General features: G+C 72.8%; 21 protein-coding genes. 9 read left to right on the forward strand and 12 right to left on the reverse strand.

Going from position 1 to position 18534, the window contains the following annotated elements; genetic code table 11:
* Positions 1-154: 154 nt before the first annotated feature.
* A complete protein-coding gene (locus HD593_RS38435) occupies positions 155-622 on the reverse strand; it encodes a Dps family protein (protein ID WP_185106837.1) in 468 nt (155 codons plus the stop codon).
* Between the two features lie 116 nt (positions 623-738).
* Between HD593_RS38435 and HD593_RS62300 the strand changes: the two genes are divergently transcribed.
* Complete coding sequence (locus HD593_RS62300; protein ID WP_246546932.1) at positions 739-1644, forward strand: helix-turn-helix domain-containing protein; 906 nt, start codon at positions 739-741, stop codon at positions 1642-1644.
* Positions 1641-4103, forward strand: coding sequence for a VIT domain-containing protein (locus HD593_RS38445; protein WP_185106839.1), 2463 nt, complete (start codon positions 1641-1643; stop codon positions 4101-4103). Before HD593_RS62300 ends, HD593_RS38445 begins: the two co-directional genes overlap by 4 nt.
* Before the next feature lie 60 nt (positions 4104-4163).
* Here HD593_RS38445 and HD593_RS38450 read toward each other — a convergent pair whose 3' ends face one another.
* Positions 4164-4427, reverse strand: coding sequence for a YciI family protein (locus HD593_RS38450; RefSeq protein ID WP_185106840.1), 264 nt, complete (start codon positions 4425-4427; stop codon positions 4164-4166).
* 74 nt (positions 4428-4501) lie between these two features.
* Between HD593_RS38450 and HD593_RS38455 the strand changes: the two genes are divergently transcribed.
* The 3 genes from HD593_RS38455 (at position 4502) to mmuM (ending at position 7039) form a co-directional block, all read left to right on the forward strand.
* The gene (locus HD593_RS38455) at positions 4502-5164 is read left to right on the forward strand and encodes a Crp/Fnr family transcriptional regulator (protein WP_185106842.1); all 663 of its coding nucleotides are present in this window, start codon (positions 4502-4504) and stop codon (positions 5162-5164) included.
* Positions 5165-5353: 189 nt separating this feature from the next.
* Positions 5354-6172, forward strand: a complete 819-nt coding sequence (gene otsB / locus HD593_RS38460) for a trehalose-phosphatase (protein WP_221525185.1) — start codon at positions 5354-5356, stop codon at positions 6170-6172.
* Complete coding sequence (gene mmuM, locus HD593_RS38465) at positions 6173-7039, forward strand: homocysteine S-methyltransferase (RefSeq protein ID WP_185106844.1); 867 nt, start codon at positions 6173-6175, stop codon at positions 7037-7039. It abuts the gene before it with no gap.
* Between the two features lie 176 nt (positions 7040-7215).
* Here the strand turns inward: mmuM and HD593_RS38470 are convergent, their stop codons facing one another.
* Positions 7216-7641, reverse strand: coding sequence for a DoxX family protein (locus HD593_RS38470; RefSeq protein ID WP_185106846.1), 426 nt, complete (start codon positions 7639-7641; stop codon positions 7216-7218).
* Between the two features lie 84 nt (positions 7642-7725).
* On the opposite strand from HD593_RS38470, the gene HD593_RS38475 reads away from it, so the two are divergent.
* The gene (locus tag HD593_RS38475) at positions 7726-8187 is read left to right on the forward strand and encodes a MarR family winged helix-turn-helix transcriptional regulator (protein WP_185106848.1); all 462 of its coding nucleotides are present in this window, start codon (positions 7726-7728) and stop codon (positions 8185-8187) included.
* A gap of 8 nt (positions 8188-8195) precedes the next feature.
* Here the strand turns inward: HD593_RS38475 and HD593_RS38480 are convergent, their stop codons facing one another.
* Positions 8196-8918: a lysophospholipid acyltransferase family protein gene (locus HD593_RS38480; protein WP_185106849.1), complete on the reverse strand. Its 723-nt coding sequence runs from the start codon at positions 8916-8918 to the stop codon at positions 8196-8198.
* A 178-nt stretch (positions 8919-9096) separates the two neighbouring features.
* Here HD593_RS38480 and HD593_RS38485 point away from each other — a divergent pair, with 178 nt between their 5' ends.
* Complete coding sequence (locus HD593_RS38485; RefSeq protein ID WP_185106851.1) at positions 9097-9855, forward strand: alpha/beta hydrolase; 759 nt, start codon at positions 9097-9099, stop codon at positions 9853-9855.
* A gap of 46 nt (positions 9856-9901) precedes the next feature.
* Positions 9902-10381, forward strand: a complete 480-nt coding sequence (locus tag HD593_RS38490; RefSeq protein ID WP_185106853.1) for a hypothetical protein — start codon at positions 9902-9904, stop codon at positions 10379-10381.
* A 6-nt stretch (positions 10382-10387) separates the two neighbouring features.
* Here HD593_RS38490 and HD593_RS38495 read toward each other — a convergent pair whose 3' ends face one another.
* From HD593_RS38495 to HD593_RS38525, 7 genes are read right to left on the reverse strand one after another with little or no spacing between them, the layout of a single operon-like run.
* The gene (locus tag HD593_RS38495; protein WP_246546935.1) at positions 10388-11497 is read right to left on the reverse strand and encodes a hypothetical protein; all 1110 of its coding nucleotides are present in this window, start codon (positions 11495-11497) and stop codon (positions 10388-10390) included.
* Between the two features lie 38 nt (positions 11498-11535).
* A complete protein-coding gene (locus HD593_RS38500) occupies positions 11536-12231 on the reverse strand; it encodes an endonuclease/exonuclease/phosphatase family protein (protein WP_185106855.1) in 696 nt (231 codons plus the stop codon).
* Between the two features lie 9 nt (positions 12232-12240).
* A complete protein-coding gene (locus tag HD593_RS38505; RefSeq protein ID WP_185106857.1) occupies positions 12241-13173 on the reverse strand; it encodes an ROK family glucokinase in 933 nt (310 codons plus the stop codon).
* Between the two features lie 13 nt (positions 13174-13186).
* Positions 13187-13588 carry a DUF5304 family protein gene (locus HD593_RS38510; RefSeq protein ID WP_185106859.1) on the reverse strand — a complete coding sequence of 134 codons (402 nt, stop codon included), beginning with the start codon at positions 13586-13588 and terminating at the stop codon, positions 13187-13189.
* A 45-nt stretch (positions 13589-13633) separates the two neighbouring features.
* The gene (locus HD593_RS38515) at positions 13634-14842 is read right to left on the reverse strand and encodes an ArsA family ATPase (RefSeq protein ID WP_185106861.1); all 1209 of its coding nucleotides are present in this window, start codon (positions 14840-14842) and stop codon (positions 13634-13636) included.
* Position 14843: 1 nt separating this feature from the next.
* Positions 14844-15278, reverse strand: coding sequence for an SRPBCC family protein (locus tag HD593_RS38520; protein WP_185106863.1), 435 nt, complete (start codon positions 15276-15278; stop codon positions 14844-14846).
* Positions 15279-15338: 60 nt separating this feature from the next.
* Positions 15339-16106, reverse strand: coding sequence for a metallophosphoesterase family protein (locus HD593_RS38525; protein WP_185106865.1), 768 nt, complete (start codon positions 16104-16106; stop codon positions 15339-15341).
* 164 nt (positions 16107-16270) lie between these two features.
* Here HD593_RS38525 and HD593_RS38530 point away from each other — a divergent pair, with 164 nt between their 5' ends.
* The gene (locus tag HD593_RS38530; RefSeq protein WP_185106867.1) at positions 16271-18019 is read left to right on the forward strand and encodes an AMP-dependent synthetase/ligase; all 1749 of its coding nucleotides are present in this window, start codon (positions 16271-16273) and stop codon (positions 18017-18019) included.
* 84 nt (positions 18020-18103) lie between these two features.
* Here the strand turns inward: HD593_RS38530 and HD593_RS38535 are convergent, their stop codons facing one another.
* Positions 18104-18511: a MerR family transcriptional regulator gene (locus HD593_RS38535; RefSeq protein ID WP_185106869.1), complete on the reverse strand. Its 408-nt coding sequence runs from the start codon at positions 18509-18511 to the stop codon at positions 18104-18106.
* Between the last annotated feature and the right edge of the window lie 23 nt (positions 18512-18534).

Genomic DNA, 18534 nt, shown 5'->3' on the forward strand with positions numbered 1-18534 from the left:
AGACCGGGTACCGCCGCGTCCCGTCCTATCGGCGGAGCCGAGCGCCGGTGACAGCACCGTGGCGGGAACGGACACGTCGGTGCCCGGCGCCATGCCGCGGTGTCCGGGACATGCGAAAGCCCGGGCTCGGGGCCCGGGCTCTCTTCGCGATGGGTCAGCGCTGCGCCTGGAACATCCAGTGCTGCTTGTCGATCTCCTGCGCCACGGCGATCAGCAGGTCCTGGGTGACGGGGTCGGCCTCGTCGGTGGCCCGGATGCGCTCGTACATGCGCTTGCTGATGCCGTCGAGAACGTCGGTGATCGTCGCCAGCACCTTCCCGTCCTCGATCCAGCCGCTCTCCGGCTGCTGGAGCCTGCTGGAGCGGGAGACCGTGGCGGCGCGGCCGTCCGGGTTCACCCCGAGGGCGACGGCACGCTCGGCGATGGTGTCCATGTGCGTTCTGGCCAGCGCGACGACCTCGTCGAGCTGGAGGTGGATGGAGCGGAAGTGGGTGCCGATGAGGTTCCAGTGTGCCTGCTTGGCGACCAGCGACAGATCGATGAGGTCGACCAGAGCGCCCTGCAGGGCCTCCGCGACGGTGTTCCTGGCGTCGCCCGAGAGCGGGCCGGTGATGGTAGCCATGTCTGTTTCCTCCCCTACGGTCGGAATTTACACATTCAAGAACGAAATCGGGGAGTCAGATCTTCCGGGTCTCGACGTCATTGACAGTGTAATAGTGACAGTGTCATTGTGGGGGTATGAGTGACACCACCTGGACGATCGGCGAGCTGGCCGAGCACGCGGCACGCGCCCTGCGCGCCGGCGCGCCGTCACCGCCCAACGGGCGGGTCCGCGACGTGCCGGGCGAACGGCTGATCAGGTGGTACACGACGATCGGCCTGGTGGACCCGCCGCTCACCCGGCGCGGCCGGGTGGCCAGGTACGGGCGGCGGCACCTGCTGCAGCTCGTCGCCGTGAAGCGCTTGCAGGCGGCCGGGCGATCGATCGCGGAGATCCAGGCGGCGCTGACGGGAGCCACGGACCGGATGCTGGAGGCGGCGGCCCACCTGGAGTCCCCACCGCCCGCCCACCACCCGGACGCGACCGGTCACGTGCCTGCGGCGGCCGACGGTGCGCGGGCCGCTGGAGCACACGCGGGAGCGGCCGGTGGTGGCGAGCCCGTGCGGGACCGGTTCTGGGCCGAGCGTCCTGGCAGCCGCGCGGCACACGCTCGCGAAGCAGCGCCCGGCGCACAAACACCCGTGCCCGGCACATCGCCGAGCGCACACCCGCCTCAGGAGGCGCACGCACCGCGCCGCGAGCACCCCGCGCACGGGCCTGGCACGGTGCCTACCAGCGACACGGCGACGCGGGGCGGCGTTGAGCAAGGACGTGTCCGGGCCGCCGAGGCACGCGGGGCCGGTCAGGGACGTGTCCGAGCGGCCGAGGAAAGCATGGCCGGCGACGGTCAGGGGCGTGTCGGGGCCGCCGAGGAAGGCAGGGCGGGCGGGGCCCGTGGTGGGGTGGTGACGGGGGTCAGGCTGGCGGAAGGGGTGCGGCTCGTGCTGGACGCGGGCCGGGCGCCGTCCGACGAGGACGTACAGGCGGTGCTGGCGGCGGCGCGGCCGCTGCTCGCGGTGCTCGAAGAGAGGGAGCTGATATGAGGATCACTTCGCTGGAGCCCGCACGGTGCCTGCCGGTGCCGGACGCCGGGTTCGGCGCGCTGCTGACCGAGCGCGGCAACCTGCCGCTGGAGAGCGTGGACGTGACCGCGGACATCTCCGGCCTGATCGCCGGTGTGGAGGTCACGCAGGGCTTCAGGAACCCGTTCGACGTCACGCTCGAGGCCACGTACGTCTTCCCGCTGCCCGGCAGGGCGGCCGTCACCGGCTTCCGGATGGAGGCCGACGACCGGGTCATCGAGGGCGTGCTGAAGGAGCGCGGCCAGGCCAGGGCGGACTACGACCGGGCGCTGCGCGAGGGCAGGCGGGCGGCGATCGCCGAGGAGGACCGGCCGGACGTGTTCACGATCAGGGTGGGCAACATCCTGCCCGGCGAGCGCGTCTCGGTGAAGCTCACGATGAGCCAGCCCCTGCCGTACGAGGACGGAGCGGCCACGTTCAGGTTCCCGCTGGTCGTGGCGCCGCGCTACATCCCGGGCAGCCCGATCGACGGCCCGCCGGCCGGTGACGGCACGGCTCCCGACACCGACGCCGTGCCCGACGCGTCGAGGATCAGCCCGCCGGTCCTGCTGCCCGGCTTCCCCAACCCCGTCCGGCTGTCGCTGTCCGCCACCGTGGACGCGGCCGGGCTGGAGCTGCGCGAGCTGGCCTCCAGCCTGCACGTGGTCGAGGAGGCCGAGGGAGAGGCGGGCCACACCGTACGGCTGCGCCCCGGCGAGCGGCTCGACCGGGACTTCGTGCTCCGGCTGTCGTTCGACGCCTCCACGGCGTTGCAGCTCGACGGCCGGGGAACGTTCGCGCTCACCGTGCTGCCCCCGCCGCTCGAGTCCACCCGGACACCGCGCGACCTGGTGCTGCTGCTCGACCGTTCGGGCAGCATGGGCGGCTGGAAGATGGTCTGCGCCCGCCGGGCCGCCGCGCGCATCGTCGACACGCTGACGCCGCAGGACAGGTTCGCGGTGCTGACGTTCGACTCGGTGGTGGAGCAGGCGTTCGAGGGGCTGGTGGAGGCGTCCGACCGCAACCGGTACCGCGCGGTCGAGCACCTGGCCAGGGTGGACGCCCGCGGCGGCACCGAGCTGCTCGAACCGCTGCGCCAGGCCACCGCCCTGCTGGGCGGCGCCCAGAGCGGACGCGAACGCGTCGTGGTGCTGGTCACCGACGGCCAGGTGGGCAACGAGGACCAGATCCTGGAGCAGGCGGGCGGCGCGCTGTCGGCCATGCGCGTGCACACGGTCGGCATCGACCGGGCCGTGAACGCCGGGTTCCTCGGCCGGCTGGCCGGGCTCGGCGCCGGGCGGTGCGAGCTGGTCGAGTCGGAGGACCGGCTCGACGCCGCCATGGACGCCATCCACCGCAGGATCGGCGCCCCCCTGGTGACCGACCTGTCTCTCAAGGACCTCGACGTCGAGCCCGGCACCGTCACCCACCTGGGCTCGATCTTCCCCGGCGTGCCGCTGCGCGCGTACGGGCGTTACCGCGAGGGCTCCTCGGTCACGGTGCGCGGGACGGCGGCGGGCACGCCGTGGGAGGAGCGGGTGCCCGGCGTGACCGCGGACCATCCGGCCATCCGCGCGGTGTGGGCGCGGGCGCACCTGCGCGAGCTGGAGGACCGGTACGCCATGGGCGAGCACGACCTGGAGTCGCGCATCGTGCGGACGTCGCTGGAGTACGGCGTGCTCTGCCGGTTCACCGCGTACGTGGCCGTCGACACCAGGCAGGTCGCCGGCGAGGGGCCCGAGCACCGCGTCATCCAGCCGGTCGAGCCGCCGAGCGGCTGGGAGCTGCCCAGCGCGGCGCCGGCGCCGGGCACGTTCGCGACCGGCATGATGCTGGCCGCCGCCCCCATGGCGGCACCCCGGATGCGGATGCCCGCGCCCGGGCTCAGCCAGGCCGACCTGGACCAGGGGTTCGTGGGCGGCGGCGCCCAGGAGGGCGGCCCCGCCTTCGGCGGTCCCGGCGGTCTCGGTGGTGATGGCGGTCCCAGCGGTCCTGGTGGCGGGCCTGGCGGTGGAGGACCGGCTTATGGCGGGGCGCCGCGGCCGGCCACGCCCGGCGGGCCGCCGATGCCCGCTCCGGCCGCTCCCGGCGGGGGCCGCTGGGGCAGGCCGGGCGCGCGGCCGGCTCACCGGCTCGACTCGGTACGGCCCCAGCTGGTCGCCGAGCTCGACCGGCTCAGGGCCCTCCCGGCGCCTGACCTGCTGTACCTGGCGGACCTGGGCACCCGGCTGGCGGCCCTGGCAGCCTTCCTCGGCGGGAACGAGGACCTGGAGACGCTGGCCCGCGAGCTGGAGGGCGCCGAGCGGCCCGGCGCGGACGCCCAGGCGCTGCACGATCGCGCCGTCGAGGTGCTGACCGCCCTCACCGGCGGCAGCTCCCCGTCTCCGGCACCCGGCCCTGCCGGCGGCCAGCGACGCGGCCCCTTCTGGAAGCGCGCCTGACCGCCCACGGCCCCGCGGGGTGCGCCGCCGCCGCCACAGTGCGGTGGCGGCGCTCGGGCGTCACATGAGCGGGGTCCACTCCCTCAGCAGCACGATCTCGTAGCCGTCCACCGCCGTGTACGGATCCTCCCGGAGGATCGCCCGCAACTCGGCCTCGTCCGCCACCTCATAGACATGCATCGCCCCGCTGTCATCCGCCCACGGCCCGGCGGTCACCAGCAGCCCCCGCTCCTTGAGCCGCCGCAGATGCTCCCGATGCGCCGGGCGGGCCGCGAGCCGCCGGGGATCGCCGTCGAAGGCCAGTTGCAACACGTATCTCGCCATGCCCCCGCACGCTAGGCCCCGGCCACCACCGCGCTCAGCATCGCGAGGCACGGGCGTGGTGTATCACGGGATACATGACGTACACGCTGGCCGATTTGCCCATGTTCGGCGGGCTCGGTGAGGAGCGGCTGCGCGGGCTGGCGGCGCGGCGGCGGAGGTATCCGGCCGGGCAGGTGCTGTGCACGGAGGGGGATCCGGCCGACCATCTGATCGTGCTGCTGGCCGGGCGGGTGCGGGCGGCGCGGGTGAGCGCGGAGGGCCGGGAGGTGGTGCTGGCCGTCGAGGAGGCGCCGGTGGCCTTCGACAAGACGGCCCTGCTGGTGGACGGGCCCCATCGCGCCACGTGCACGGCGCTGACGGCGGTGGAGGTGGCGTACCTGCCGCGGGCCGCCGTGCTGGAGGTCGTCGGCGCGGAGCCGTCCGTGGCGGCGCGGCTGCTGCGCACGCTCGCCACGACCGTGCGGGACCTCGACGAGCGGCTCCTCGACGCGTCGGTGCGGGACGTGCCGTCGCGGGTGGCGACCTGGCTGGTACGCCGCTGCGCCACCGGACGGGTGCCGCTGCACGGCGGGCAGGCCGGTCTGGGTGCCGAGATCGGGGCGACCAGGGTGAGCGTGAACCGGGCCCTGCGGGCGTTCGAACGCCGGGGCCTGATCGAGATCGGCACCGGCGAGGTGATCGTGCTGGACCACCCTGCACTCGCCCGCGCCGCCGCCCTCCCAGCCCCCACCCCGTGAGAGCATCCCGCGCAAGCCCCACCCCGTGAGAGCGCAAGCCCGGCCCCTGAACCGCGCAAGCTCACCCCTGCTCACAAGCCCCCCGCGCACGTTCTGCCCCACCCCTCGCCCCGCACTCCCCCAGGGACCGAAACGCATGGCGTGCGGGCGTCTGTCCGATCCGGTCCGGCTGTTCTACAGTCACTGAGCATGGCGACCCCTCGCGCCCCGCTCCGCTTCACGGAAGCGGTGTCCGCCACGGTCTCGGAGAGCACGAAGTCCGGTTTCTTCTTCGACTTCGACGGCACGATCGCCCCCATCATGCGAGATCCCGCCGCCGTCCTCCCGGTGGCCGGCGCGGTGGAGCGGCTGCGGGTGCTGGCGGAGCTGGTCGGCAGGGTGGCCGTCGTCTCGGCCCGCCCGGCCGCGTTCCTGCGCGACCGGTTCGCGGACGTGCCGCACGTGAGCCTGTTCGGCCTGTACGGCATGCAGAGCGTCGTGGACGGCCGGGTGCGTACGGCGGCCGAGGCCGGCGCCTGGGCCCCCGTGATCGGCCGGGTGGCCGCCGACGCCGCCCGCGACCTGCCCGGCGAGGTGCTGGTGGAGGACAAGGCGCTGCTGGTGGCGCTGCACTACCGCGCGGTGCCGTCGTTGCGCGGCGCGGTGGAGCGATGGGCCTCGGCCAAGGCCGCCGAGCTGGGCCTGCGGGAGCAGTACGGGCGCATGGTCGTCGAGCTCAGACCCCCAATCGAGTGCGACAAGGGCACCGTCGTCGAGCGCGAGGCCGAGACCCTCACCCGGGCCTGGTACTTCGGCGACGACCTGTCCGACGGCCGGGCGTTCGACGTGCTGCGCGGGCGGGAGGAGCGGGATCCGGCGTTCCTGGGCGTCAGGGTGGCGGTGGCCAACGGGGAGACGGGCGACGAGCTGGCGCGCCGGGCGGACTTCACGATCGACGCGCCGGAGGACACCCCCGCCATGCTCGACCACGTCATCCGTGCCTTTCCGGCGGCCCCGTACGCTGGATAAGTGACGACACTGGTCCTGGACGGCGGGCTGGCGACGCGGCTCGAGGAGCTCGGCGCGGATCTCAGCGACGCGCTGTGGTCGGCGCGGCCGCTGCTGGAGGAGCCGGCGCTGATCCGGCGCGTGCACGCGGACTACTTCGCGGCGGGCGCCGACGTGGCGACGACGGCGAGCTATCAGGCGACGCTGCCGGGGTTCGCGCGGCGCGGGCTGGACGCGGTCGAGGCCGAGCGGCTGATCCGGCTGTCGGTGGAGCTGGCCGCCCAGGCCCGGGACGAGGCGGGGCACGGGCTGGTGGCGGCCTCCGTGGGCCCGTACGGCGCCTATCTGGCCAACGGCGCCGAGTACACCGGCGACTACGACCTCGACGAGGACGGCCTGTACGCCTGGCACCTGCCGCGCTGGGAGATCCTGGCCGCGGCCGGGGCCGATCTGCTGGCCTGCGAGACGATCCCGTCCTTCGCCGAGGCGCGGGCGCTGGCCGCGCTGCTGGCCCGCACGCCGGGGGTGAAGGCGTGGGTGAGCTTCTCGTGCCGCGACGGCGAGCGGCTCAACGACGGCACCCCGATCCGCGAGGCGGCGGCGCTGTTCGCGGGGAACCCGCAGGTGGTGGCCGTCGGCGCGAACTGCACCGCGCCGCGCCACATCCCCGGCCTCATCGGGTGCCTGTCGGGCGGCCTGCCCGTGGTGGTCTACCCCAACTCGGGCGAGTCGTGGGACGCCGCCGCCCGCCGCTGGACGGGCCTGGCCGACCCGGTCGAGTACGGCCGGGCCGCCCAGGAGTGGCAGCGGGCGGGCGTGTCGCTGATCGGCGGCTGCTGCCGTACGACGCCGGAGCACATCAGGCAGATCCGCACGCACCTGACCTGACCCGCCAGGCGGATCCGCACGCACCTGACCTGACCCGCCAGGCGGATCCGCGCCCGCCTGACCTGAGCCGCCGGGCGGGTCCGCGCGGCCGGCCTGAACCGCAGGGCGGGTCCGCGCGGCCGGCCTGAACCGCAGGGCGGGTCCGCGCGGCCGGCCTGAACCGCAGGGCGGGCGCGTCAGGCGGTCGCCGTGGCGGGGCTGCGGCGGCGGAGCAGGACGCGGTCGAGCGCCAGCGCCCCGCCCCCGGTGAACCCGACGGCCAGGCTGGCCGCGGCCAGCGCCAGCACGAACTCGTAGCCCCCCTCACCGGCCAGCCCGTTGCCCCCGTGCACGAAGGCGATCGCCCCGAGCATGTCGAGGGCGAGCAGCGTGCCGGCGATCGGCAGCGCGGCGCCGAGGATCAGCGCCAGGCCGCCGGCGACCTCCAGCACGGCCACCGCCGGAGCGGCCAGGCCGGCCAGCGGGATGCCGACGGACTCGAAGAACTTGGTCGTGCCCGCGATCCCCATCGTCGCGAACTTCTGATAGCCGTGCACCAGGAAGATCACCCCGATGGCGACCCTCGCCAGCAGCAGGGCGAAGGGACGCGCCTGATCCACCATGCGGAACTCCTCGATGGTTGTTCAGATTTGAACAACGACTCTAGCAGTGATTTGTTCAAATTCGAACGACAGTACACTGAATCGGTGACGGACATCCGATGGCTGGACGCGACCGAGATGGCGGCCTGGCGCGCCTTCGTGTCCACCTCCCACCTGCTCGAGCGGCGCATCGAGGAGCAGCTCAAGGCCGCCGCCGGCCTCACGCACCCGCAGTACGAGATCCTGGTGGTCCTGTCGGAGTCCCCCGGCCGCCAGATGCGCATGACGGAGCTGGCCAGGGACGTCGTGGTGTCGAAGAGCGCGCTGACGTACCAGATCAACCAGCTGGAGAAGGCGGGGCTGGTCGAGCGGGCGACGTGCCCGTCCGACGAGCGCGGCGTGCTGGCGGTGCTGACGGAGAAGGGCGCGCGGTGCCTGGAGCAGGTGGCCCCCGGTCACCTGGAGGTCGTGCGCGCCTTCCTGATCGACCGGCTCAGCCGGGAGGAGCTGCGCGCGATGACGAGCGCCATGCGCAGGACGGAAGAGGCCTTACGGTCGTCCGCCTGACCCCGCGATCACTCGCTCTTGCCGCCGGAGGCCGCGGCCGCGGCGCGCGCGGCGCGTTCCATCTCGACGCGGGCGCTGGCGGCGTACTTGTCGACGTACTCCTGGCCCGACAGCTCCATCAGCGCGTACATGATCTCGTCGGTCACCGCGCGCAGCACCAGCCGGTCGTCCTCCATGCCGTAGTAGCGGGAGAAGTCGAGCGGCTTGCCGAACCGCACGCCCGGCTTGATGCCCAGCTTGGGCAGCACCCGCCCGGGCGGCATCATCTCGTACGTGTTGATCATCGCCCACGGGATCACCGGCACCCGCGACTCCAGGGCGAGCCTGGCCACGCCGGTCTTGCCCTTGTAGAGGCGGCCGTCAGGGGTGCGGGTGCCCTCGGGGTAGATGCCCAGGATGTGCCCCTCGCGCAGCACGCGCAGCCCGGTGCGCAGGGCGGCCTCGCTGGCCTTGCCGCCGGAGCGGTCGATCGGCACGGTGCCGACGCCGCTGAAGAACAGCCGGGTGAAGAAGCCCTTGATCCCCCGCCCGGTGAAGTAGTCGGCCTTGCCGAGCGAGATGACCTTGCGCCGGATCTGCAGCGGGCCGAAGAAGTGGTCGGCGAAGGACAGGTGGTTGCCGGCCAGGATCGCGGGCCCCTCCTTGGGCACGTTCTCCGCGCCCTCGGTCCACGGCCTGAAGATGAGGTGGAGGAACGGCCCCAAGATGGCCTTGACCACCCAGTAGAACACCCTGGCACCTCTTCCTGCGCACTTCTCGTCGGCGGGCATTGTCAGCAGCGGGCAGAGTCATCTTCCCACCTCGACGGCCATGCTCCTACATCAGCTCTCGCACAAATACCCCGGAACATGCGACGATCGGGCCGTTCCGGCGGAAATTGCCGGAATGAAACGGCACAGAGGAGCTGTTATGCCGCTCATGCCAGGCGCAGAGCCCTATCACCACGAAGCAGGCCAGATCGGCGTGCTGCTGTGTCACGGGTTCACCGGCACGCCGCAGTCCCTGCGGCCGTGGGGTGAATACCTGGCCGGGCACGGGGTCAGCGTTTCGCTCCCCCGCCAGCCCGGGCACGGCACCAGGTGGCAGGAGATGAACAGGACGCGCTGGGAGGACTGGTACGCCGAGGTGGAGAAGGCATTCGCCGACCTCCAGGGCAGGTGCGCGGAGGTGTTCGTGGCGGGGCTGTCGCTGGGCGGCTGCCTGGCGCTGCGGCTGGCCGAGGTGCACGGCCCGGCGATCTCAGGCGTTATGGTGGTCAACCCGTCGATCGCCAACGACGTGCCGTTGCTGAAGCTGGCTCCGCTGCTCAAATGGTTCGTGCCGTCGGTGCCCGGCGTCGCCAACGACGTCAAGAAGCCCGGCGCGCGCGAGCTGGCCTACACCCGCACCCCGGTCAAGGCGGCGGCCTCGCTGCCCGGGCTCTGGTCGCTGGTGCAGGCCGACCTGGCGAAGGTGACACAGCCGCTGCTGGTCTTCCACAGCGTGGAGGACCACGTGGTGAAGCCGACGAGTGTCGCGATCATACGCGCGAAGGTCCCGCAGGCCACGATCGAGGAGCTTACCGATAGCTACCATGTTGCGACGCTTGACAACGATGCCGACAGGATCTTTGCCGGGAGCCTCGACTTCATCCGGACACATGCCTCGGTACCCTTGCAGAGGGACTGATCGCACCCAGGGGGAAGTCGCGATCGCTGCGGAGAGGCCCATCTAGGTGACGCCCCAGAGTGACGAGGACGAGGTCTGGCGGCAGATCGTCGCGTCCTTCAACGACACGGCCGAGCGCGACTCGGCCGATCAGCCATGGCCCGACAGCGAGAACGTGCCTGCCGAGCCGACCCGCCGGGTGGTCAAACCCCCGGAGGAGGAGCCCGCGACCGGCACCGTCCTCGACGACGACCCGCTGGAACGCTCGGACGCCGGCCAGGACGGGGAGGAAGAGGACGAGGGCCACTTCGAGCCTCCGCCGCCCCCTCCGCTGCCCAAGCTCGACCTGCCGACCAAGCTGGCGTGGGTGGCGCTGTTCGGCGGCCCCGCCTACCTGCTGGTCGCCGCCATGGCGAGCTGGCACATGGAGGGCTGGGCGCTGTTCACCGCGGTGGCGGCGTTCATCGGGGGGTTCGTGGCGCTGGTGGTCCGCATGGGCGACGGGCCGCCCAACGACTCCGGCTGGGACGACGGCGCCGTACTCTGAGCGTGCCTACGACTTCGACGTGGTGGTCCTGGGCGCGAACGACTCCACCACGTCGGTGTAGCGGTCCCTGGTGTCCACCGCGTGGCCGACCGCCCAGACCGTGCTCTTGCCCGCCAGGTACGCCACCGCCTGCAGCCGTACGCTGCTCCTGCCCTTCTGCGTGCCGCCCCTGATCGTCTCGCACGCGGCCTTCTCGCAGCGCAGCATGAACGGCTCGGCCGCCCGCGCGGGGTCGTAACCGGTCATCCAGTAACGCCCCTTGCCGTCGCCGGTAACGCCGTACAGCCGAGCCTCGGAGCGGGGCAGGCGCAGCTCCCGCCACCGCTTGCCGTTCCAGGCCAGGGCGAGCGGCGAGATGTCGCCGGGGCCGCGGTAGACGCCTCCGACGGCCAGCGCCCGCTTGGAGCTGTCGACCTGCACGTCGCGCAGGTAGCCGCCGGGGATGTCGGGCAGCGGCATGGACTTCCACGAGCCGCCCGACAGGTGCACGATCAGCGGCTCGGTGCCGGTGTCGCCGACCGCGAAGCCGCCGGACACCGCGTACAGGGCGCCCTTCTCCTTGGTCTCCTGCGCGGTCCAGGAGTTGCCCTGGCCGGTGAGGATCAGGCCGTTCCTCTCGCGGCTGCCGACCGCCACGACCTTGCCCGACTTGGCGTCGATGCCGCCCAGCCAGTCGCCGGCCCGCAGGGCGGGCGGCCTGACCCGGTCGAACCCGGCCGTGTCGCCGTGCGCCAGGTACGGCAGGCCGTCGTGGCCGTCGCCCACGGCCCACACGTCCGACGGCGAGGCGGCGGCCAGGCCGCGCAGGTTGCCCGCCGCCGTGTTGTCGCGGATGCCGACCTCGGCCCACCTGCTGCCGTTCCAGTGGCGGATGGTGCCGCGGTTCTTCCAGACGTCCCAGATCTCCTGCTGGCCCACCGCCCACACGTCGCTCGGCGAGATCGCCAGCACGTCGGAGAGCGAGCCGTCCGCCTGGAGGCGCACGCTGGTCGACTGCTGCCACGCCTCGATCTGCGTGGGGCGGGGATCGGCATGCGCGGCGGGCGTGACCTGCGTCCAGGCCACGAACGTCGCCAAGATCAAGGAGAGCGCACGCCGCTGAGAGCGACGGGTCATGAAGGAAATGCTACGGGCTGGAGAGCCTGACATGCCCGCTAGTGCCCAACTCGCAACTCCGCGACCACCGGGAGATGGTCGCTCGCCCCGGTCAGATCGGCGATCGCGGCGTCCACTCCGCCGCACGACACGACGTGCGTCCCGCGCGCGGCGAACACCCCGTCGATCCGCGCGGACGGCCTCGCGGCGGGGAACGTCAGCCCCTCGCCCTTGGGCGCCACCGCGTAACAGTCGGACAGCCGCCCCGCCAGATAGCGCCAGGCGGGCCGGTGGGGATGCTCGTTGACGTCACCGGCGAGCACGACGGCGGCGCCGTGCCTGGCCGCCACGTCCTCCAGCAGCGCCACGGCCTCGGCCGCGTGGTGCATCCTGGCGGGGTCGCTGAGGTCCAGGTGGAGCGAGCCGACGGCCAGCCTGGCGCCCTCGGCCTGCACCACGGCGACGGCCAGCGCGCGCCGTTCCAGGCCGAGGAACGCGCGCAGCCGGTGGCTCTCCGCGTGCAGCACGCGGGCGCGCCGCCCGACGAGAACGGCCACTCCCCCCGCCCTGTCCGGCGTCGCCACGGCCAGGCCCGCGGCGGCGGCCAGCGCCGCGCGCCTGGCCCGCCAGCGGCCGAACCTGGGCGCCTCCTGCACGCACAGCACGTCGGCCCGGGCCGCCGTGATGACCCTGGTCAGCGCGGGCACGCTGTCGCGCAGCCCGTGCAGGTTGTACGTGGCGACCCTGATCGTCACGTGCGCGGCTCAGCGCTGCCTGGCCAGATCGGCGGCACCCACCACGCCCGCGGAGGCGCCCAGCTCGGCCAGCCTGATCTCGGCGAGCGGCCGGTGCCCGCGGCCGGTGAGCCGCTCGGCGAACGCCTGCCTGGCCCGGTCGATGAACAGGTCGGCCGCGCGGGACACACCGCCGCCGACGATGAAGCAGCCGGGGTCGAGCACGGCGGCCAGGTCGGCCATGCCCTGCCCGAGCCAGTCGGCCAGGCTGTGGAAGGCGGCCAGCGAGGCCTCGTCGCCCTGCCGCGCGGCCTCGGTCACCTCCTCACCCTCGATCTTGCCCCCGGCCAGGCCCAGCAGGATGCGGGCCCGCTCCGGCTCCGCCTCGGCGATCTCCCTGGCGTCCTTGACCAGGGCCTGGCCGCTGGCGTACTGCTCGAAGCAGCCGATGTTGCCGCAGCCGCACAGCCGCCCGCCGGGCAGCACCTGCATGTGGCCCAGCTCGGCGCCCATGCCCCAGCGGCCCCGGTAGAGCGCGCCGTCGATGACGATGCCGCCGCCGATGCCGGTGCCGAGCGTCAGGCAGACCACGTGCGACTGGCCCCTGCCCGCGCCGAACCGGGTCTCGCCCCAGGCCATGGCGTTGGCGTCGTTCTCCACGACGACCGGCAGGCCGACCAGGCCGCTGATCTTCTTCTGCAGCGGCTCCTCCCGCCAGGCGAGGTTGGGGGCGAAGCGGATGACGGACCTGGTCTCGTCCACGAAGCCGGCCGCGCCGACGCCGACGGCCTCGATCGCCCTGTCCCTGGACAGCTCGCGTACGACGTCGGCCACCGTCTCGGCGACCACGTCGGGACGGTCCGCGGCGGTGGGCCTGAGCGTGTGTTCGACGATCTCGCCATTGTCGTCGACCACACCGGCGGCCACCTTCGTTCCGCCGATGTCGACACCGATCGTGAGCATGCCCCGTGTCTCCCTAGTTCAGATCTATGTGTTCCACGCCGTCGCCGCGGTCGTCGTCACGGTCCTCCCGCGGCCGGCTGGTGCGGGGCGCGGGCCTGCTCAGCGCGTCGAGCGCGCCCCTGAAGGCGGCGAACAGCTCGCCGCCCGCGGCCATCAGGTGCCCGGTCACGTCGCCGCCCGACTCCCGCTGCGCCGCGATCGCCCGGCAGACGGGGCAGGCGCGGCAGATGTACTCGTCGTGGGGCTCGGAGACGGCTTCCTCCCACACGTCCCGCTCCCTGCGGCCGCCGCCGGTGAAGGAGTTGAACACGCTCCTGCCCACCTGGCGGGTGGCCCGCCCCTGGATCGAATCGAACAGCTTGCGCGCCTCGTCGGCGACGGTCCCGATGGGATCTCTGTCCTGGCTCTCGGTCATCTTGGCCCTCCCTGGCGTATGGGTCGCTCCTCCATGTTCAACTCTTCAGGTCGCGGATTCGCTCCCCGAGCCGAACCGTAGTGCGGACCCCCCGCCCCCGGGCGGGCCGTCGCCGGCCGCCCAGCGCACGCGCAGCACGCCGTCGCGCAGCTCCGCCCCGCTGATCCTCCTGCGGGCCAGCGCCGCCGGCAGCGCCAGGATCCTGCGGTACGGCCCCGCGGTGACGATCAGCTCGTCGCCCTTGCGGGCCAGGTCGACGTCGCCGCGATCGGCGCCGGGCAGGGCCAGCGTCAGCTCGTCGGCGCTCATCCGCAGCGGCGGCTCGACGGCGTGGGCGGCGAACGGGTCGGACTCGCCGTACATCGCCGCGCCCAGCCCGGCCAGGGCGTCCTTGCCGACGGGCTCGGCGGGCAGGTACGGCACGACGTGGACGGGCAGCGGCGCGAACGACTGCTCAGCCTCGGCCAGCAGCCGGGACTGCGCCTCCACCCAGCGGGCGCGCCACTCGTCGGCGCCCTCGCCGGGGAAGACCCGGTTGGCGATGACGGCGTCGACGCGGTAGCCGTACAGGCTGAGCGAGGTCAGGGTGCGCCTGGCCTCGGCGAGCACCACCGACTCGGGGGTGAGCACCAGCCGCACGGAGGCGTGGTCGCCGGTGAGCAGCTCGCGCACCTCCATCAGGCCGCGGTGGAACCGCTCCCCCGCGCTCAGCACGTCCTCGCCGGGGGCGCTCACGCGGGCCACGCCGCGCACGAACGGCGCGACGAGCCGCACCAGCTTGCGGCCGACCGGCATGAGCCGGTTGACGTGCCAGTCGAGCGCCTCGGGCAGGGCCAGCAGGCGCAGCGTCTCGGCGGTGGGCGCGCAGTCGACCACGATCACGTCCCAGCGGCCCTCGCGGGCGTGCTCGCGCAGCTCCAGCAGGGCGATGACCTCTTCCGCGCCCGGCAGGACGGTGATCTCCTCGGAGGTGATCTGGTCGAGGCCCAGCTCGGTCAGCACTCCCCTGGCGTAGTCCTGCAGCTCGCCCCAGTGGCGCTCCAGCGTCTTCTGCGTGTCGACCTGGTGCAGGTGCAGGCCCGGGGCGATCTCGCCCGGCCCCGTGGCCAGCGCGTCGGACAGCGAGTGCGCCGTGTCGGTGGAGATGATGAGCGTCTTGAGGCCGCGCCTGGCGGCGAGCGTGGCGGTGGCCGCGGCGGCCGTCGTCTTGCCGACGCCTCCCTTGCCGGTGAAGAGCAGGACCCGCGGGCTCAACTCAGCGCCCTTCGACGCGCTTCTTGAGGCCCTTCAGCGCGGTGTCCACGATCACCTTCTCCGCCTTGCGCTTGATCAGGCCGATCATGGGCACGCTCAGATCGACCGTCAGCTCGTACGTCACCTCGGTGCCACTGCCCGCGCCGGCGAGCCGGTAACTCCCCCGGAGGTCGGAGACCATCTTCCCCGGCTCGGCCACCTGCCAGCGCACGCTGTCGCCCTCCCAGGTGTAGGCGAGGGTGTAGGTGTCGCTGATCGGGCCGGCGTCCAGGACGAACCGCACCCTCTGCGGCCTGCCGTCGGCGTCGGCGCTGAGCACCTCGGCGCTCTTGACCTGCCCGGCCCATTCCGGATACGAGGGGAAGTCCGCGATGACCGCCATCACGTCGGCCTGCGGGGCGCCGATGGTGATGCTCGAAGTGGTGCGATCAGACATGCGACCACCGTAGTGCACAAACCACCGAGTGCGGCGGACCGCTGCACGGTGCCGGTCAGATCACCATTCGAGGACGTACGGCACGCCCTTCCCCCGGAAATGGCCCACGTTCACGCATTCGGTGCGGCCCACGCGGGCCCGCGCGCGCAGGGGGTTGTGCACGTGGCCGAACAGGGCGTAGCGCGGCTGGGTGCGCCTGATCGCCTCCAGCGTGGCCTCGCTGCCGCGCTCGAACCGCCTGGCCACCACGTCGTACAGCAGCTCGGGCAGCGCGGGCGGGATGTGGCAGCACAGCACGTCCACCTCGCCGACGGCCTCGACCTTGGCGGCGTACTCCTCGTCGGTGATCTCGTGCGGGGTGCGGTACTGGGTCTTGAGACCGCCGCCCACGAAGCCGAACCGCAGCCCGCCGATCTCCGCCACCTGCCCGTCGAGCACCTGGTGGCCTGGCCGGAGGTAGTCGGCCCACAGGCGCGGCAGGTCGACGTTGCCGTAGGTGAGGTAGGCGGGGGTGGGCATGGCGGCGAAGAGCACGTCGTACTGGGCGCGTACGTTGCGCTCGATGTGCTCGCGCGGGTCGCCGTCGAGCGTGGCCCACAGCCGCGCCGACATGGCCCTGGCCTCGTCGAACCGCTTGGCCGTGCGCAGCTCGATGAACCGCCTGGCGTTCTCCGCGCCGAACAGGTCGGCGAAGATGCCCTGGGCGTGGTCGTCGTAGTCGACGAACAGGATCAGGTCGCCCAGGCAGATCAGCGCGTCCGCGCCGTCGGCCGCACGGGCCAGGGCGTCGGCCCTGCCGTGGACGTCGCTGACGACATGCACCTTCATGGGGAGATCCTAAGCCCGCCGCGATCCGCCGTTTCCGGTGCGCGTACCGGCAGGTGGTGGCTGCTAGCGTGAGAAATGCCCTTCATAACGCCTCAATGACGGAGCTACCGGCGCGTAACTTAAGACGGTAACGTCCAGGCGGTCCCCGAAGAGGAGTTGAGTTCGTGCGCGAGTACAGCGTCCCCGTCCTGGTCGACGTGCCCGCTTCCGCGGGCCTGGCCGACACCGTCTTCCGTCGCGCCGAGCAGGAGCCCGGCGCGGTGGTGATGCGCCGCAAGGTCGGCTCGGGCTGGCCCGTCGTCACCGCGGCCGAGTTCCGCGACCAGGTGGTCGAGGTGGCCAGGGGCCTGATCGCGGCGGGCATCGAGCCCGGCGACCGCGTCGCGCTCATGTCGCGCACCCGCTACGAGTGGACGCTGGTCGACTACGCCATCTGGGCTGTCGGCGGGGTCACCGTGCCGATCTACGAGACGTCCTCCGTCGAGCAGGTCAGGTGGATCCTGCACGACAGCGAGGCGAAAGCGGCGTTCGTCGAGCTCGACACGCACGAGGAGGCCGTCAGGGAGGCCGCGCCCGAGCTGCGGTCGATCTGGCGGGTGGACAGCACGCCGGAGCCCGGCGAGGCCACCGCCGCGGACGTGGACGAGCGCAGGAAGGGCGTCACCTCCGCCGACCTGGCCACGATCGTCTACACCTCGGGCACCACGGGCCGCCCCAAGGGCTGCCGGATCACCCACGACAACCTGCTGTTCACCGCGCTCAACGTGCTGCGCGGGCCGCTGGAGCCGCTGTTCGCCCGCAAGGACCCGGCCGCGCTGCTGTTCCTGCCGCTGGCCCACATCTTCGCGCGGATGATCCAGGTCGTGCTGATCGAGGCGGGCGCCATCATGGCGCACACGCCCAACATGAAGAACGTCGCGCCCGACCTCCAGGACTTCCAGCCGACGTTCCTGCTGGGCGTGCCGCGGGTGTTCGAGAAGGTCTACAACAGCGCCGAGCAGAAGGCCATCTCCGGCGGCAAGGGCAGGATCTTCGCCAGCGCGGTGGACGTGGCGGTCGCCTGGAGCAAGGCGGAGAGCTCCGGCGGCGCGTCCCTCGGCCTGCGGCTGCGGCGGGCCGTGTTCGACCGGCTGGTGTACTCCAAGCTGCGCGCGGCCACCGGCGGCCGCCTGTCGGCCGCGGTGTGCGGCGGCTCCGCCCTCGGCGAACGGCTCGGCCACTTCTTCAGAGGCGTCGGCATCGAGGTCTTCGAGGGCTACGGCCTGACCGAGACCTCGGCCCCGGTCTCGGTCAACATGCCCGGCGCCAACAAGATCGGCACCGTCGGCAAGCCGCTGCCCGGCGTCACGCTGCGCATCGACGGCGACGGCGAGATCCTGGCCAAGGGCCGCAACGTCTTCCCCGGCTACTGGAAGAACGACTCGGCGACCGGCGACGTGATCGACGCCGACGGCTGGTTCCACACCGGCGACATCGGCGAGCTGGACGACGACGGCTACCTGCGGATCACCGGGCGCAAGAAGGAGATCCTGGTCACGGCGGCGGGCAAGAACGTCGCGCCCGGGCCGCTGGAGGACGCGCTGCGGGCGCACCCGCTCATCTCCCAGGCCATGATCGTGGGCGACGGCCGGCCGTTCGTCGCGGCCCTGATCACGCTCGACCCCGAGGCCATCCCCGCCGGCGCCAAGGTGGCGGAGCTGCGGGCCGATCCCGAGGTTCTGGCGGCGATCCAGGGGGCGGTGGACCGGGCGAACCTGTCGGTGTCCAAGGCCGAGCAGATCAAGAAGTTCACGATTCTGGATGCGGACATCACTGAGGAGAGCGGGCATCTGACGCCCACGCTCAAGGTCAAGCGCAGCCTGGTGATGCGCGACTTCGCCAAGGACGTCGACGAGCTCTACAGCGGTCACTGAGCCCGTCGGGAGCGCCTACCGAGCCTGTCCGGCGGCTCGCGGCCGGCCGTTCGCGGCGGACGGCCGGCGGCCGGACGCCCGCCGTCAGGCGGCCCGGGCGGCTGCCTGCTCCGGCGTCGCGTTCACCGGCGTCACGCTCACCGGCGCCGAGTTCTCCGTCGCCGCCACCAGCGCGGCCAGGCTGTCGCGCGTCGCCTGGATCTCGGCGAGCTGCGCCTCCAGCCCCGTCAGGCGGTCGCGCAGGTGCCCCAGCGTGCAGGCGTCGAGCACCTCGCCCGAGCCGGACACGCACGGCAGCACGTCCCTGATGACCTTGGTCGGCAGACCGGCGGCGAGCAGCGTGCGGATCCGGCGGACGACGACAGGCGCACCGGCGTCGTAGCGCCGGTGACCGCCCTCGCCCCGGTGAGAGCTCAGCAACCCCTGCTCCTCGTAGTAACGCAGCAGCCTCGGGCTGACCCCGGTCTCGCGCGACAACGCCCCGATCCTCATGTGACGCTCCTCACAACCTTCCG

Source organism: Nonomuraea rubra, assembly GCF_014207985.1.
Taxonomy (GTDB): Bacteria; Actinomycetota; Actinomycetes; order Streptosporangiales; family Streptosporangiaceae; genus Nonomuraea; species Nonomuraea rubra.

Coding starts and splice junctions, on each gene's coding strand:
- HD593_RS38535 (WP_185106869.1), bottom strand. CDS start 18,511: ATGAGGATCGGGGCGTTGTCGCGCGAGACCGGGGTCAGCCCGAGGCTG.
- HD593_RS38455 (WP_185106842.1), top strand. CDS start 4,502: ATGACGTACACGCTGGCCGATTTGCCCATGTTCGGCGGGCTCGGTGAG.
- HD593_RS38510 (WP_185106859.1), bottom strand. CDS start 13,588: ATGACCGAGAGCCAGGACAGAGATCCCATCGGGACCGTCGCCGACGAG.
- HD593_RS38525 (WP_185106865.1), bottom strand. CDS start 16,106: ATGAAGGTGCATGTCGTCAGCGACGTCCACGGCAGGGCCGACGCCCTG.
- HD593_RS38445 (WP_185106839.1), top strand. CDS start 1,641: ATGAGGATCACTTCGCTGGAGCCCGCACGGTGCCTGCCGGTGCCGGAC.
- HD593_RS38495 (WP_246546935.1), bottom strand. CDS start 11,497: ATGACCCGTCGCTCTCAGCGGCGTGCGCTCTCCTTGATCTTGGCGACG.
- HD593_RS38435 (WP_185106837.1), bottom strand. CDS start 622: ATGGCTACCATCACCGGCCCGCTCTCGGGCGACGCCAGGAACACCGTC.
- HD593_RS38485 (WP_185106851.1), top strand. CDS start 9,097: ATGCCGCTCATGCCAGGCGCAGAGCCCTATCACCACGAAGCAGGCCAG.
- otsB (WP_221525185.1), top strand. CDS start 5,354: ATGGCGACCCCTCGCGCCCCGCTCCGCTTCACGGAAGCGGTGTCCGCC.
- HD593_RS38470 (WP_185106846.1), bottom strand. CDS start 7,641: ATGGTGGATCAGGCGCGTCCCTTCGCCCTGCTGCTGGCGAGGGTCGCC.
- HD593_RS38505 (WP_185106857.1), bottom strand. CDS start 13,173: ATGCTCACGATCGGTGTCGACATCGGCGGAACGAAGGTGGCCGCCGGT.
- HD593_RS62300 (WP_246546932.1), top strand. CDS start 739: ATGAGTGACACCACCTGGACGATCGGCGAGCTGGCCGAGCACGCGGCA.
- HD593_RS38520 (WP_185106863.1), bottom strand. CDS start 15,278: ATGTCTGATCGCACCACTTCGAGCATCACCATCGGCGCCCCGCAGGCC.
- HD593_RS38450 (WP_185106840.1), bottom strand. CDS start 4,427: ATGGCGAGATACGTGTTGCAACTGGCCTTCGACGGCGATCCCCGGCGG.